This is a genomic window from Flavimaribacter sediminis (assembly GCF_019492055.1).
GTDB classification, from domain to species: domain Bacteria; phylum Pseudomonadota; class Alphaproteobacteria; order Rhizobiales; family Rhizobiaceae; genus Flavimaribacter; species Flavimaribacter sediminis.
Window position 1 is genome coordinate 275,330 of the sequence record NZ_JAICBX010000001.1, and the last position, 14,008, is coordinate 289,337.

Below are 14,008 nucleotides of genomic sequence, written 5' to 3' on the forward strand. Positions count from 1 at the left end.
CCGATCGCCTGCGCCGTCCCGTCGCCCTCGAAACAGGCCGTCGCGGAACGATTTGTCATTTAACTCGCGGTCGAAAGCGCTATGATCGGCGACAAGTGCAATTCACGCGGCGGCGTCTGAGCCGCTGCAAATTAGGAGCCCATCCTGGTCCGTCTGTTCGTCATTTTCGGAGGTCTGCTCGTTCTGGCGCTGTTTGCTGCGCTGATCGGACCCTATTTCATCGACTGGAGCAGCTACCGGCAGGATTTCGAGCGCGAGGCCGGGCGCATTCTCGGCCAGAAGGTGCAGGTGCGCGGCAGCGCGGAGGCCCGGCTCATTCCGTTTCCCTCCGTGACGTTCGGCGACGTGGTCGTCGGCGAAGCCGGCGCCGGCGAGCCGATGATGACGATCGACCGTTTCGCGATGGATGTGGAACTCGCGCCCTTCCTCAGCGGCGAGATCCGCATCTTCGACATGCGCATCGAAGGTCCGAAGGCCTTTGTGCGGCTCTCAGAAGACGGCGAGCTCGACTGGGCGCTCAGGAGCGAGAGATCCTTTTCCGGTCAGCCGGTCATCCTGGAAAACATCACCGTTACAGGCGGCGACGTCACCATCATCGACGATCAGAACGGCCGCCGTCATACCGCCGAGGATCTTGACCTGCGGATGTCGGCGAAGTCCATCGAGGGGCCGTGGCAAATCGACGGCGCCGGCCGCTTCGACGGCTACGCAAGCGCTTTTTCCCTGTCGACCGGCGCGCCGCTTGAGACGGGCGGGGTCCGGTTGCGGGCCGGCATTTATCCCGATGCGCTGCCGGTTGCGATACAGCTCGAGGGCGATGCGCGGATCGAGGACCTGAAGCCTCGCTACAGCGGCAATTTCACCGCGGACATCACGGCGCCGTCGGCCGACGAGACGGCGGAAGACAACAGCCGCAGAAACGACCGTCCGGCGCAGACCCGGGTGTCGGGCAAGTTCGAACTGGATAACGAGCGGCTTCGCCTGCCCGAATACCGCCTGCAGACCGGGCCGAAGGACAACCCCTATATCGTTACCGGCGAAGCGACTTTCGACACCGGTTCCGATCCCGAATTTCTGCTGATCGCCGACGGTCAGCAGTTCAATCTGGACCGGATCGACTCTGAAGACGCCAATCCGGCGGATTTCGCCGGGTCCCGCCCTTTCCGCGAAAGGCTCGCCGACTTCCACGAATTCGTCTCGCTCGCGCCTGTGCCGAAAATGCCGGGCAAGGTGTCCGTCGCGCTGCCTGCGATTGTTGCGGGCGACACGACCTTTCGCGACATTTCGCTGGAGGCGATACCGGAGAACGGGGCCTGGAAACTCGAAAAGCTTGAGGCCAAGCTTCCGGGTCGCACGACTTTTCTTGCCAATGGCCGGCTTGGCGTCGACGCCGATTATGGTTTCAGCGGCGAAATCGTCGTCGCCTCGCTCCAGCCTTCAGGCTTCGCCTCCTGGCTGAGCGATTCGGTCGATCCCAGCATTCGCCGCCTGGACAGGGCGGGCCTGTCGGCCTCGGTCGAGTTGTCGCCGCAACTGCAACGGATGGAAAATCTCGAGATCGCCGTCGGGTCGGCGACACTCAACGGGCGCCTCGAGCGGATCGTGCCGAGGCAGGGACGACCGTCGCTGTCGCTGGTGCTTGAAGGGGAAACCGTAGACGCGGACGCCTTGCGGGCGTTTTCCGCCCTTGTGGCGGGCGACCAGGAGGCCAACAGGCTTTCCGGTCACGACATTGGCGTGCGGATGAGCGCAGACAGCCTGCAATTCGCCGGTCTTGACGCCAACGATTTCGACATTGCGGTGCGCCTGAAAAGCGGAACGCTCGATATCGACCGGCTGACGGTCAACGATCTCGCCGGCGTCTCGGTGACGATGGTCGGTCGGCTGGACAATGCGTTCACCGCTCCCGCCGGCGATCTGGACATCACGCTGACGGCGGAGCAGTTGGGCGACGTCGCAAAGGCGCTCGGCGATCTTGGGTTCATCCATCCGGCGACCGATCACCTGCGGCGCAACGCCAACCTCTTCGACAACACGACAGTCAACGCCAGGGCGCGTTTCCTGACCCCCAAGGGCGGCGCGACGCAGCTGATTGCGCGTGCTTCCGGCAATTCCGGCGGGAGCCAGTTCAGCGCAGTCTTCGAAAAGAAGAATATCCACGCGCCGATGAGCCAGAACGACATGTCGGCGAAGATCGACGTCAATAATTACTCGTCGCACACCATGCTTCGCCAGTTCGGAATAGATCTGCTGGACGCTGGCGCAGATAGCGCTGCGAGCGCCTCTCTGCAGATGAGCGACAACGCCGACGCGCACGCCGACTTTTCGCTTGGCTATCTGTCCGGCGACCTTCAGTTCAACGCCAGGGGAGAAGCCTGGGGCGACGAGGAAGACCGGCTGCTTGGCGATTTCACCTTCGACATGACGTCGAGCGACCTGTCGCCCTATCTGCTGGCTGCAGGATTCTCTTTCGGCGGGCCGCAGGCGATCCTGCCGACGAAAGTCAACGCCCGCGTCAAGGCGGACGCAGAGACGCTGTCGCTCCAGTCCATGGAAGGCGCGGTTGAAGACATTCGATTTACAGGAAATCTCACCACGCCGCGCGACAGGACGGAGATTGCGCTTTCCGGCGATCTCGCCCTTTCGGAACTCGACCTCGGGTGGCTTGCTGAAACGGTTCTGGGCGAGGGGGCTGTCTCCTTCTACGACGGAACATGGAGCAACGCCGGGTTTGCCCCGTCGTCCTTTGGTGAAACACGTTTCGATATCGACGTGACGGCGCAAAGCGCGCGGTTGCCGGCTTCGGAGGCAATTCGGGATTTCAAGGGCAAGCTGGTTCTCGAAGACGGTGAATTGCAGTTGCGCGATCTTGCAGCACGCTGGCTCGACGGCGATCTTGGCGGAAGCATCTCGCTTTCCAACCGCGGCGGAACCGGGATCGTATCGGGCCGGTTCGAACTTGGCGACGCGCAATTGGCGCCCCTGTTGTGGGACTATCGCGGCCAGCCTGTCGCCAGCGGCGATCTGGATCTGTCGCTGACGCTTGAGGGGTCGGGCAAGAGCATGCAAGGCCTCGTCACCTCGCTGACCGGAACCGGAATTGCGGCGGTGCGCGATCTGGAAATTCGCGGGATCGGAAGCGGTGCGCTCGGCCGGCTGCTCGACGCCGCCGACAGGGAAGGCTTCGAAACGGAGGCGGACAATGTCGCGGACGTCGCTGGCCGGATCATACGCAATGGCGGGCTTTACAGCGCCCGGGTCTCTGCGCCCTTTACCATGGCGGCGGGCGTCATCCGGGTTTCGAACATGCGCTTCGAGGACACGGGCGTGACCGTGACGGGCGATGCGCGGATTGATCTGCCGCAAGACGACATGGAGTCGGAGTTCCGTGTCGAGTACGATCCCGGTCTCGAAGCCCTGACGGGCGCCGTGCCCGCCGTGACGCTGGAATTCTCCGGCCCAATCGGCGCGCCTTCGGTGCGGGTCAACGCCGCCGAACTGACCAATTACCTGTCATTGCGGGCCTTCGAGCGGGAGAGGCGGCGCGTGGAGTTGCTGCAGGCGGTGGTCCTGGAAAAGCAGCGCATGCGCCGCGAAGTCATGCTTTCTCGCGACTATCCGGAGCAGCGGATACGCATCCGGCGCCTCGAACTGCAGCAGCAGGAAGAGCAAAGAAAGGTCGAGGAGGAACGGCAGCGGCAGGAAGAAGAGCGCCTGAAGAGGGAAGAAGAGCAGCTTCGCGAAACCCGCGCGCAGGAACGCGCAGCCGTGCGGGTTGAAGAAGACGCGCAGCCGGTGCGCGATGCTGCGCCGGCCAATGTGCCGACGCCAAGGCCTGCTCCCGACACTGCGCCTGCGAATGGCGGCGACGGCGTGCCGCTCGTCTTCGACGATCTCTACAAGAAACTGGAAGAGGCGGTGTTTCCGAACAACTGACCGGTCGGCCTGTCAGTCCTCTTTGCGAAACCACTCCAGCACATGGATCCGCGCCGCCGACGACAGATTGTCTTCCACGTCCCGCTGTTCGTCGATTTCCGTAACCAGCGCCGCCATCGCCAGGCGCCGCTCCGCCGCGATATGCTGAAGCGCGTCCCAGAACTGATCTTCAAGCGACAGGCTTGTGCGATGTCCGCGAATGGTAATGGAGCGCTTGCGGATCAATCACTGTCTCGCGGCGATTTTTCGAGCCGTTTCTGCTCGTGGTCGCGAAGCGATTTCAGGTTTTCGTCCTGGGTGGCGGATTTCTCGGCCTTGGTTCGCCCGAAGGCGATGCGATTGGCTTCGGCTTGGCGGTCCTTCTCGTCGCGCGCCTTGCGTTTCCTTGCCTGACGCAGATTGACGACGTTCGAGGTCATGGCCTTAGTTCTTCTTGCGGAAAGCGTCCAGCGACACGACGTCCGCGCCGGCTTTCTCGCTCTCGTCTTCCGTCAGTTCCTCGTAGGCTTCGGCGGCTTCGATTTCCGCTTCATCGGGAGTCTCGGCGCCTTCCTCGTCGGAATTGACCGGATTACGCGAGATTTCGGACGGCTCCGGCGTAACGAGTCCAACGGCGGGGCTGTCTTCGTTGTCGGCGATCATGGTGTCGAATTCGAGTTCGAAATTCACGGAAGGATCGTAGAACCCCCGGACGGCCGCAAACGGGATGTGCAGTTTTTCCGGCTTGTCCGAAAAGGACAGGCCGATCTCGAAATAGCTTTCCGTGACCTTCAGGTCCCAGAACTGGTGCTGGATGACGATGGTCATCTGCTCCGCGTATTTTTCCCGCAGATGACTGGAGATGCGAACGCCGGGCGCATTCGTCATGAATGTGATGAAGAAATGGTGCTCGCCGGGAAGAGCGCCGGTTGAGGCGACTTCAGACAGCACCTTGCGAATGACGCTCCTCAGCGCGTCCTGGGCGAGAATGTCATATCTGATGTGGTCTTGCACTGCCGGACTCCGCCTCGATTCACTCAATGCCTTGGTACAGGTGTTCCGGTTTTCGGGCAACAATGTGTTCGGGTTATCATGCACATTTTACTAAGGACGGGGGCGAAATCAAAGGGAAGGATTCCCAACCTGTTGAACGGAAGTCCCACAGGCGGCTGAAAGTCGGGTACTATCAGGTTTTGTGCAAGTGTCTCGTTTACGGCTCGTGCGATTATTTTCGTCGTGCTTAATAAGTAAAGTATGTGACTGTGTATTCAGAATGCTTCAACGCCTTCCAGGGCAATACAGTCGCTGGCGCCGCTCACAACAGCCTCGGGGTTCCCCGCATCGGGACGGGCGCCGTTTTGGCTGTTATCGCAGGCTTTATCATCCTTGTGAACATCACTTCGGTCCCGGGTGTTCTAGGGGAAATCGTGTCGAACGCCATCGGTCTCAGGGAGGCGGCCACAGGCGGAGTCGACGCCGCCGCGCCGGCCGCGACATCCATGTTCTTCTTCCCGGATCCGACGATGGGCATCCTTGCGATTGTGAACCTCGTCGCCATCATGATGGTATTGCCAATCTGTCTGCGAATGCTCAGGGATTACAGGAAGCAGCTGGCGTCGGGTGTCGATCGGCCGGTCTTGAATCCGGACGATTACGCCGATCTCGACATCGATCGCACAGCCTGGAAACCAATCATCCAAACGTCGGAGTGATCCGGCGGGAGGATGACGCCCGGTTTGGCGCTGTCTCGGGGGAAAAGTGGAGGCTTCTGTTGCCAGGTGCCTCCGAACCCCGCCTGACGGTGCGAACCGTCAGGAGTTTATTCGAAGCTGTCGCGCCGCATTAAGCAGCGAGACGTGCTTCCGCATAGTTGTCGTTTGCAACTATTGTAACGGCCCGATAACGGCGGAACCATGCCGAGCAAAAAGTTGATCTTTACGCCCTCGTCGATCCTGTGTCGCCCCCAGCATCACAGGTCGTCAAGCGCGGCCTGTCATGGTGGAGGCGCCGGGTACTGCCCCCGGGTCCGATGGGTTTATTGCATCTCCCGTTTATCGCCATAGCTGTCGAAACAGCACTCCTGATATAGGGCCGCGGAGCCTGTTTGAAAAGGGGGTAGATAGACCGCGATGGTCCGCCAAATACGAGGAAGGACCTGGAAAGGTGGATGAAACCGGGTTGCTTCGCGACCTGTGGACCATACAGCTTTGACCGCTCGCCGCAGCCGCTTCATCCCGATATGATGGACCGAAACGAATCGCGCCAGGCAAGACGATGAAACAGTATCACGACCTCATGCGCCGTGTCCTCGACACCGGCGTCGACCGTTCCGACCGCACAGGCACCGGCACGCGCTCGGTGTTCGGTCACCAGATGCGGTTCGATCTCGCCGAAGGCTTTCCGGTCCTGACGACCAAGAAACTGCATCTGAAGTCGATCATCGTCGAACTTTTGTGGTTTCTGCGCGGCGACACCAACACAGCCTGGCTCAAGGAGCACGGCGTGTCGATCTGGGACGAGTGGGCCGACGAAAACGGCGATCTCGGGCCCGTCTACGGCTATCAGTGGCGCTCCTGGCCGGCGGCAGACGGACAGGCGATCGACCAGATTTCCGAAGTGGTCGAGATGATCAAGCTCAATCCGAATTCCCGGCGGCTGATCGTGTCGGCGTGGAATCCGGCGCTCGTCAACGATATGGCCCTGCCGCCCTGCCACTGCCTGTTCCAGTTCTACGTGGCGAACGGTCGCCTTTCCTGCCAGCTCTACCAGCGTTCGGCGGATATTTTTCTCGGCGTGCCCTTCAACATCGCCTCCTACGCGCTGCTGACAATGATGATGGCGCAGGTCACGCGGCTGGAGCCCGGCGAATTCGTTCACACGCTGGGCGACGCGCATCTCTACGCCGATCACCTGGAAAAGGCCGGGCTTCAGTTGCAGCGCGCGCCGCGGGCGCTGCCGACCATGCGCATCAATCCGGAGCGTCGGGATATATTCTCCTTCACGCCGGAAGATTTCACGCTCGAAAACTACGACCCGCACCCGCATATCGCCGCGAAGGTTTCCGTATGACCAACGCGACGCCGGTCAGCGTCGTCATCGTCGCCGCGATCGCCGCCAACGATGTCATCGGCGCCGACGGCGACATGCCGTGGCGGCTTTCCACGGATCTTAAGCGCTTCAAGTCCATAACGCTCGGCAAGCCGGTGATCATGGGCCGCAAGACCTTCGAATCGATCGGTCGGCCGCTTCCAGGGCGCCTGAACATCGTGGTGACGCGCAGCAAGGACTACGCGCCGGAAGGCGTTGCGATCGCGTCGTCGCTGGAGGAGGCGATCCGCATCGCCGCCGAACGGGCCCGGTCGGACGACGCGGATACGATCTGCGTCGTGGGCGGCGGAGAAATCTACGAGCTTGCGATGCCGCTGGCCGATCGCCTGCACATCACCCATGTGCAGTGTGAGCCGGATGGCGACACAGTCTTTCCGGCGATCGACCTGGCCATTTGGGAGCCTGTCCACGAAGAGCAGGTCGGCGAGGGCGAGAAGGACACATTCGCCACCCGATACGTGATTTACGACAAAAAAGCCCCGTAATCAGCCGGATGCGGCCGGCCGCGCGTTGAAAGCGCGGGTCGCGATACCTATAACCGCTGGATAGCCCGTTAAATACACTTGCCATTTCAACTTGACCGCACTCGGTCGGCGCGCGTATCGAAGGGCCAATTATAAGAACGGAATGCAAAACCGGTACAGGAGTGGCCATAAACGGCCCCGTGCCCGGCGAGGAAAGAGGAATTCATGCCCTGGAGCAATCAGAACGGAAGTGGCGGTAACGGACAAGGGCCGTGGGGGCAGGGTCCGCGCGGTCCGCGTAAAACAGGCGGCGGCGGCGGACAACCGCCGGATCTCGAAGACATCATCCGGCGCTCGCAGGACCAGTTGCGCAACGCCTTGCCGGGCGGAAGCGGCGGCGGGCTTATCGCTATCATCGTAGTCATCGGTCTCTTGCTTCTGTGGGCGTTCCAGGCGATCTACACCGTGCAGCCGGACGAACGCGGCGTGGTTCTGCTTTTCGGAAAGCCGAAAACAGAAGTTTCCCAGCCGGGTCTGCATTTCCTCTGGTGGCCAATCGAACGGGTCGAAAAGGTCAGTATCGTTGAAAAACAGATCAATATCGGCGGCAATTCCCCGCGTGGCGCCGCGCAGAGCCTGATGCTGACGGGCGACCAGAATATTGTCGACGTCCAGTTTTCGGTGCTCTATTCGATCACCAATCCGCAGGATTACCTGTTCGATGTCGAGAACCCGGAAGACACGCTGCGTCAGGTCGCCGAGAGCGCCATGCGCGAGGTTGTCGGCAGGCGGCCCGCCCAGGACATTTTCCGCGACAATCGTCAGGCGATCGCCGACAGCGTGAAGATCACGATCCAGGAAACCATGGACACGTACGGCGCCGGTATTTCGGTCAATACGGTCTCAATCGAGGACGCGGCGCCGCCGCGCGAGGTGGCCGACGCCTTCGACGAGGTGCAGCGCGCCGAGCAGGATGAAGACCGCTTCGTCGAGGAAGCCAACCAGTATTCCAACCAGCAGCTTGGCCGCGCCCGCGGTGAGGCGGCGCAGATCCGGGAAGAGGCGGCCGCCTACAAGAACCGCGTCGTCAACGAAGCAGAGGGTGAAGCCCAGCGTTTCGAAGCGATCTACGAGGAATACGCCAACGCGCCGGACGTGACCCGCAAGCGCCTGTTCCTGGAGACGCTGGAAGAGGTCTATCGCACGTCCAACAAGTTCATCGTGGAGCAGAACGGAGAGCAGGGGGTCGTGCCCTATCTGCCGCTCAACGAACTGAACAAGCAGAAAAGCCAGGGAGGTTCGAACTGATGGGTAATCGTCTTCCCGCTATCATCATCGCCGTCGTCATCATTCTGGGATTGGCCTATTCGTCGTTCTTCGTCGTGCAGGCGGGCGAGCAGGCGATCGTTCTTCGGTTTGGCCAGATCCGCTCGGTCAAGACGGAGCCCGGCATCTACTTCAAGCTGCCGTTCGGTTTCATCGAAGCCGACAATGTGCAGATGATCCAGAAGCGCGCCATTCGCTTTGATCTGGACGATATCCGCGTCCAGGTTTCGGGCGGCAAGTTCTACGAGGTCGACGCCTTCGTCGTCTACAAGATCACCGATCCGGAGCGTTTCCGCGAAACGGTGTCCGGAGACACGGTGGCGGCCGAACAGCGCTTGCGCACCCGTCTCGATTCGGCCCTGCGCCGCGTCTACGGTCTGCGCGGCTTCGAGGCGGCGCTCTCCGACGCCCGCGCCGAAATGATGCGCGAGGTTCGCGACCAGCTGCGTCCCGATGCGGAATCGCTCGGCCTGACGATCGAGGACGTTCGCATCCGCCGCACGGACCTGACGCAGGAAGTGTCCCAGCAGACCTACGACCGGATGAAGGCGGAACGTCTCGCCGAAGCCGAACTGATCCGCGCCCGCGGACGTGAAGCGGGTCAGCGTATCCGAGCCATCGCCGACAGGCAGGTGGTCGAGCTGGAATCGAAAGCGCGCAGGGACTCTGAAATCACCCGCGGTGAAGGCGACGCCGAGCGAAACAAGATCTTCGCGGAAGCGTTTTCAAAGGACGAGAACTTCTTCGATTTCTACCGTTCCATGGAGGCCTATCGCAAGTCGCTCGCCGACACCGACACGACGGTCATTCTGTCGCCGGATTCGGAATTCTTCCGTTTCTTCAAGGAAGCGGGCGACGCTGCGCCCGTCCCGGCTCCGGCGCCGAGCCAGGAGACGACCTCGAGCACGGACTAATCGGGCCGCATGAGCGATCTGATCATCGGACTTGGTCTGTTCTTCGTTATCGAGGGGCTGGTGTATGCGCTGGCCCCTCAACTCGTTCGAAGGATGGCGGAAGAACTGCCGAATATCGACGACAGGCTTCTCCGCGGCTTCGGTTTGGCCGCGGTTGCGTTCGGTGTCTTCGTCGTCTGGATAATACGCGGCTGAGCTCCATATTTTCGAACGGAACTCGCGCTACCGTGAATTGGAAGCAGGCCTCGTGGGCCTTATTATCTGCGACAGCGCAGCAAACACCAGGAGAAAGCCTGCAATGGCATTGGACATTATCTTGAAGCCCATCCGGATCGTGACCGCCGCGTCAATGATCGTCGCAGCCGGCGTGCAGGGAGCAGCCTTCACCGCGACGCCCGCCACAGCCGCTCAAGGGCCGGAATCGGTCGCTGATCTGGCGGAAACGCTGCTTGACGCCGTGGTCAATATCTCGACCTCCCAACGGGTTTCCGGCAACAACAACGTGCCGCGTCCCCGGGTGCCGGAAGGTTCTCCTTTCGAGGATTTCTTTGACGACTTCTTCGGAGATCGCGGCGGCGACAGTCCGAATACGCCGCGTTCGCGCAGGGTCAATTCGCTGGGTTCCGGCTTTGTGATCGACGCGGACGGGCTGATCGTGACGAACAATCACGTGATCGCCGACGCCGACGATATCGAGGTCAATTTCGCGGACGGCTCCAAGCTGCCGGCCGAACTGGTCGGAACCGATCCGAAGACGGATATCGCGCTCCTGCGCGTCGACGCCGGCAAACCGCTGCCGTTTGTTCCCTTTGGCGATTCCGAAACCATGCGCATCGGCGACTGGGTGATGGCGATCGGCAATCCGTTCGGTCTCGGCGGAACGGTCACCACCGGCATCATCTCGGCGCGCGAACGCGACATCAACGCCGGCCCGTATGACAACTTTATCCAGACGGACGCCGCCATCAACCGCGGCAACTCCGGCGGACCGCTGTTCAACCAGAACGGCGAGGTCATCGGCATCAACACCGCGATCATTTCGCCGACTGGCGGCTCGATCGGCATCGGCTTCGCTGTGCCGGCCGACATCGTCCAGTCGGTGCTCGCCCAGCTCATGGAATATGGCGAGACGCGTCGCGGCTGGCTCGGCGTCCGCATTCAGCCGGTGACTGACGACATCGCCGAAAGCCTCGATATGGACCGCGCCGCCGGCGCGCTCGTCGCTGGCGTCGTCGAGGGCGGTCCGGTCGACAACGGCACCATCATGCCCGGCGACGTCATCATCCGTTTCGACGGCAAGGCCATCGACGAGATGCGCGATCTTCCCCGCATCGTGGCGGAAAGCCCGATCGGCAAGGAAGTCGACGTCGTCGTCATTCGCAAGGGTGAGGAAAAGACCTTCCAGATCGAGCTGGGGCGCCTTGAAGACGGCGAGAAGATGATCGCCGAAACCGAGGCCGCCGAAGAGCCGGAAACGGTGAACATCCTCGGCATGGACATCGCAGGCCTGGACGATGCCTTGCGTGAGCAATACGGCATTTCCGAGGACGTCGAGGGCGTTGTGATAACCAGCGTCGACGAGGACTCCTCCGCCGCCGAAAAACGCATCGTGCCCGGCAACGTCATCGTCGAGATCGCCCAGGAGGCGGTTCGGACGCCGCAGGAGGTCGAGGACCGGATCGAGGAGCTTCAGGACGACGGACGCCGCAACGCGCTGCTGATGATCGCCAACGAAACCGGCGAACTGCGTTTCGTCACCGTCCCGATGCGGTGACGGGAGCAGACTGTATTGCTCCATCCAGCGCCCGCATGGATATGAGGGCGCTGGATCTCGGCTCAGGTTCGGAATTCAACAACCTGACGCCATCGAGGACGTGATTTGGCATCCAGCGCCGAGCGCCCTTCAGCCGTTCAACTGTTCTCTCGGATCGTTCGCCACTGATCCGACGTCATCGCATGGAGCACATGGCGCTTCAGGTGCGGATGGGTGTCGGGAACGCGCGGATGGTCGAAGTCGCGGTCCGGCGCGCGCGTCATGCCGAGGCGCCGCATGACGGCCGTGGAGCGCGTGTTTTTTTCCACCGCAAAGGACACGATTTCCGAAAGTCCGCGCTCTTCGAAACCGAGCCGCAACATGCGGTGCGCCGATTCCGTGGCGTAGCCCGATCCCCAATAGTCCGGCAGCAATCGCCAGCCCACCTCCACTGCGCCTGTTGGCAGCGCCGGCGCGAGATCCGTCCGGGCAAGGCCCACAAAGCCGACCAACGCCGAGTCGCTTTTCTGCTCGAGCGCGAAGAAACCGTAGCCGGTCGTCGCGATCATCTCCGTCAGCCGCGCCATCATGTCGGCCGATTCCGTCCGGTTGCGGCGCATCGGAAAGAATTCCATCACGGTTTCGTCCGAGTTGAGCCGCCAGAACGGGTCGAGATCGTCCGGCCGCCAGTTGCGGATTAACAGCCTGGGCGTTTGCGTAATCATCGTCATGGCGTGGCGAAGTCTGTCTTGCGATAGCCCTGGATGTAGAGAAGCGCCGTCAGGTCGCCATGGTCGATGCGGATATCGCATTGCGCGGCGACGGCGGGCTTTGCGTGCAAGGCCACGCCACTGCCGGCGAGACCGAGCATGCCGAGATCGTTGGCGCCGTCGCCGACGGCGATGACCTCCTGCGGCGTCTGCTTCAAGCGGTCGGCGAGCGCCAGCAGCGTGTCGACCTTGGCCTGGCGCCCGAGGATCGGTTCGGCGACCTCTCCGGTCAGCACGCCGCCGCTCTCCAGCAGTGTATTCGCGCTGTTTTCGTCGAAGCCGAGCATCGCCGCCACCCGTGCGGTAAAGGCGGTGAACCCGCCGGAGACGAGGGCGGTGTAGCCGCCATGCGCCTTCATGGTCGCGACGAGTTCACGCCCGCCAGGCGCCAGCGTGATGCGGTTTTCGAGCACGCTGTCTATGGCCGACTTGTCCAGCCCCTTCAGCAGCGCGACCCTTTCCTTCAGGGCGGCTTCGAACTCCATCTCTCCATTCATTGCCCTTCGGGTGATGTCGGCGACCCGGTCCTTGATACCTATTTCGGCCGCCAGTTCGTCGATGCATTCCTGCTCGATCATGGTCGAGTCCATATCGGCGAGCAGGATTGTCTTGCGGCGGTCAGCGGCCGGCCGAATGACGATATCGACGGGCAGCTCGCCAAGAACCGCCTCCAGCACCGCTCGCGTCGCGGCCGGGTCGGCGTTGTCCGGCAGTTGAAGGTCGCAGGCGACGCCGTCTGCCAGCCAGTCCGGGTCCGCAGCGCCCGCCGCCTTGCTGGCGGCCATTCCGAGATCCACGCCCAGAACGGGATTTGACGGATTGGCGACAAGCGTGGCAACGAGAGGCATGAAGAATTTACCTGAGATGGCGGGACGATGGATGCGGTTCTGATAGCGGGGCCCACCGCCAGCGGCAAGTCCTCTTTGGCGCTGCAGCTGGCCGCAGAGCTTGACGGTGTGATCGTCAACACGGACTCCATGCAGGTCTACGACACGTTGCGGGTTCTGACCGCGCGCCCGTCGGACGATGACCTGCGCGCGGCGCCGCACCGTCTCTATGGCCATGTGCCGGCGTCCGAAAGCTATTCCGTGGGCGCGTGGAGCCGTGATGTCGGGCGGCTGCTTGCAGAGGAGGAAGGCCGGCGCCGCACGGCGATCTTCGTCGGCGGCACGGGGCTCTATTTCAAGGCGCTTACGGGCGGTCTGTCGGAGATGCCGGATATTCCCGACGAAATCCGCCAGAGGTGGCGCGAGCGGCTTGCCGCGGAGGGATCGCAGCCGCTGCATCGCGAACTCGCCCTGCGCGATCCGGATATCGCCGCAAGGCTGAAGCCGGGAGACAGCCAGCGGATCGTTCGCGCGTTGGAAGTGCATGAGGCTTCGGGCAAGTCGATCCGGCATTTTCAGGAAACGAAGGGCAAATCTCTGCTTGAAGGCCCTGTTCTCCGCAGGATCGTGCTCGCGCCGGACCGCGCGCCTCTGCGGCAGCGCATCCGCGCCCGCTTCGAGGCGATGATGGACGCCGGCGCGGTTGAAGAGGCGCAGGCTCTCCTCGCCATGAACCTGCCGCCGGATCTGCCGTCAATGCGCGCCATCGGCGTGCGCGAGATCGCCGCCTGGCTCGGCGGCGATCTGACGAGGGACGAGGCGGTGGAGCGCGCCGTCATCGCCACGGCGCAATACGCGAAGCGCCAGATGACATGGTTTCGCAACCAGTTCGGCGACGACTGGGAGTGGAAGCCGGTGTAATCGCGGCTTG

At 62.3% G+C, this 14,008-nt stretch carries 14 protein-coding genes and 1 other RNA gene; 9 read left to right on the plus strand and 6 right to left on the minus strand.

Annotation, left to right across the window (positions count from 1 at the left end; genetic code table 11):
- Positions 1-162 precede the first annotated feature (162 nt).
- Positions 163-3,936 carry an AsmA family protein gene (locus tag K1W69_RS01280; RefSeq protein ID WP_370688210.1) on the plus strand — a complete coding sequence of 1,258 codons (3,774 nt, stop codon included), beginning with the start codon at positions 163-165 and terminating at the stop codon, positions 3,934-3,936.
- 12 nt (positions 3,937-3,948) lie between these two features.
- On the opposite strand, the gene K1W69_RS01285 is transcribed toward K1W69_RS01280, so the two are convergent.
- Genes K1W69_RS01285 through K1W69_RS01295 form a run of 3 tightly spaced genes read right to left on the minus strand, consistent with a single transcriptional unit; the run spans position 3,949 to position 4,929 of the window.
- Complete coding sequence (locus K1W69_RS01285) at positions 3,949-4,161, minus strand: ribbon-helix-helix domain-containing protein (RefSeq protein WP_220226522.1); 213 nt, start codon at positions 4,159-4,161, stop codon at positions 3,949-3,951.
- Complete coding sequence (locus K1W69_RS01290; RefSeq protein ID WP_220226523.1) at positions 4,158-4,355, minus strand: DUF4169 family protein; 198 nt, start codon at positions 4,353-4,355, stop codon at positions 4,158-4,160. Before K1W69_RS01290 ends, K1W69_RS01285 begins: the two co-directional genes overlap by 4 nt.
- A gap of 4 nt (positions 4,356-4,359) precedes the next feature.
- A complete protein-coding gene (locus tag K1W69_RS01295) occupies positions 4,360-4,929 on the minus strand; it encodes an SspB family protein (RefSeq protein WP_220226524.1) in 570 nt (189 codons plus the stop codon).
- 242 nt (positions 4,930-5,171) lie between these two features.
- Between K1W69_RS01295 and K1W69_RS01300 the strand changes: the two genes are divergently transcribed.
- A complete protein-coding gene (locus K1W69_RS01300) occupies positions 5,172-5,627 on the plus strand; it encodes an alanine:cation symporter family protein (RefSeq protein ID WP_220226525.1) in 456 nt (151 codons plus the stop codon).
- A gap of 45 nt (positions 5,628-5,672) precedes the next feature.
- Here the strand turns inward: K1W69_RS01300 and ssrA are convergent.
- Positions 5,673-6,030, minus strand: a transfer-messenger RNA (tmRNA) gene (gene ssrA / locus K1W69_RS01305).
- Positions 6,031-6,189: 159 nt separating this feature from the next.
- Here ssrA and K1W69_RS01310 point away from each other — a divergent pair.
- From K1W69_RS01310 to K1W69_RS01335, 6 genes are all read left to right on the plus strand, one after another.
- Entirely contained in the window at positions 6,190-6,984 is a 795-nt protein-coding gene (locus K1W69_RS01310; protein ID WP_220226526.1) for a thymidylate synthase, read from the plus strand.
- Entirely contained in the window at positions 6,981-7,508 is a 528-nt protein-coding gene (locus tag K1W69_RS01315) for a dihydrofolate reductase (RefSeq protein WP_220226527.1), read from the plus strand. Before K1W69_RS01310 ends, K1W69_RS01315 begins: the two co-directional genes overlap by 4 nt.
- Positions 7,509-7,712: 204 nt before the next feature.
- A complete protein-coding gene (gene hflK / locus K1W69_RS01320; RefSeq protein WP_220226528.1) occupies positions 7,713-8,795 on the plus strand; it encodes an FtsH protease activity modulator HflK in 1,083 nt (360 codons plus the stop codon).
- Positions 8,795-9,727 carry a protease modulator HflC gene (gene hflC, locus K1W69_RS01325; RefSeq protein ID WP_220226529.1) on the plus strand — a complete coding sequence of 311 codons (933 nt, stop codon included), beginning with the start codon at positions 8,795-8,797 and terminating at the stop codon, positions 9,725-9,727. Before hflK ends, hflC begins: the two co-directional genes overlap by 1 nt.
- A 9-nt stretch (positions 9,728-9,736) precedes the next feature.
- Positions 9,737-9,922 (plus strand): DUF2065 domain-containing protein, encoded by a 186-nt coding sequence (locus K1W69_RS01330; protein ID WP_220226530.1) that lies wholly within the window; start codon positions 9,737-9,739, stop codon positions 9,920-9,922.
- A gap of 103 nt (positions 9,923-10,025) precedes the next feature.
- The gene (locus K1W69_RS01335; protein ID WP_220226531.1) at positions 10,026-11,501 is read left to right on the plus strand and encodes a Do family serine endopeptidase; all 1,476 of its coding nucleotides are present in this window, start codon (positions 10,026-10,028) and stop codon (positions 11,499-11,501) included.
- Positions 11,502-11,638: 137 nt separating this feature from the next.
- On the opposite strand, the gene K1W69_RS01340 is transcribed toward K1W69_RS01335, so the two are convergent.
- Together K1W69_RS01340 and serB are read right to left on the minus strand one after the other, a co-directional pair.
- A complete protein-coding gene (locus K1W69_RS01340; RefSeq protein WP_220226532.1) occupies positions 11,639-12,211 on the minus strand; it encodes a GNAT family N-acetyltransferase in 573 nt (190 codons plus the stop codon).
- Complete coding sequence (gene serB / locus K1W69_RS01345) at positions 12,208-13,098, minus strand: phosphoserine phosphatase SerB (protein ID WP_220226533.1); 891 nt, start codon at positions 13,096-13,098, stop codon at positions 12,208-12,210. The genes K1W69_RS01340 and serB overlap by 4 nt, the downstream gene beginning before the upstream one ends.
- A gap of 27 nt (positions 13,099-13,125) precedes the next feature.
- On the opposite strand from serB, the gene miaA reads away from it, so the two are divergent.
- Complete coding sequence (gene miaA, locus K1W69_RS01350) at positions 13,126-13,998, plus strand: tRNA (adenosine(37)-N6)-dimethylallyltransferase MiaA (protein ID WP_220226534.1); 873 nt, start codon at positions 13,126-13,128, stop codon at positions 13,996-13,998.
- Positions 13,999-14,008: the final 10 nt, after the last annotated feature.

Bases quoted from the DNA above. Each gene is read 5' to 3' on its own strand.
- K1W69_RS01290 (WP_220226523.1), bottom strand. From the start codon at position 4,355: ATGACCTCGAACGTCGTCAATCTGCGTCAGGCAAGGAAACGCAAGGCG.
- K1W69_RS01310 (WP_220226526.1), top strand. From the start codon at position 6,190: ATGAAACAGTATCACGACCTCATGCGCCGTGTCCTCGACACCGGCGTC.
- K1W69_RS01340 (WP_220226532.1), bottom strand. From the start codon at position 12,211: ATGACGATGATTACGCAAACGCCCAGGCTGTTAATCCGCAACTGGCGG.
- K1W69_RS01335 (WP_220226531.1), top strand. From the start codon at position 10,026: ATGGCATTGGACATTATCTTGAAGCCCATCCGGATCGTGACCGCCGCG.
- hflC (WP_220226529.1), top strand. From the start codon at position 8,795: ATGGGTAATCGTCTTCCCGCTATCATCATCGCCGTCGTCATCATTCTG.
- hflK (WP_220226528.1), top strand. From the start codon at position 7,713: ATGCCCTGGAGCAATCAGAACGGAAGTGGCGGTAACGGACAAGGGCCG.
- K1W69_RS01330 (WP_220226530.1), top strand. From the start codon at position 9,737: ATGAGCGATCTGATCATCGGACTTGGTCTGTTCTTCGTTATCGAGGGG.
- K1W69_RS01315 (WP_220226527.1), top strand. From the start codon at position 6,981: ATGACCAACGCGACGCCGGTCAGCGTCGTCATCGTCGCCGCGATCGCC.
- miaA (WP_220226534.1), top strand. From the start codon at position 13,126: ATGGATGCGGTTCTGATAGCGGGGCCCACCGCCAGCGGCAAGTCCTCT.
- serB (WP_220226533.1), bottom strand. From the start codon at position 13,098: ATGCCTCTCGTTGCCACGCTTGTCGCCAATCCGTCAAATCCCGTTCTG.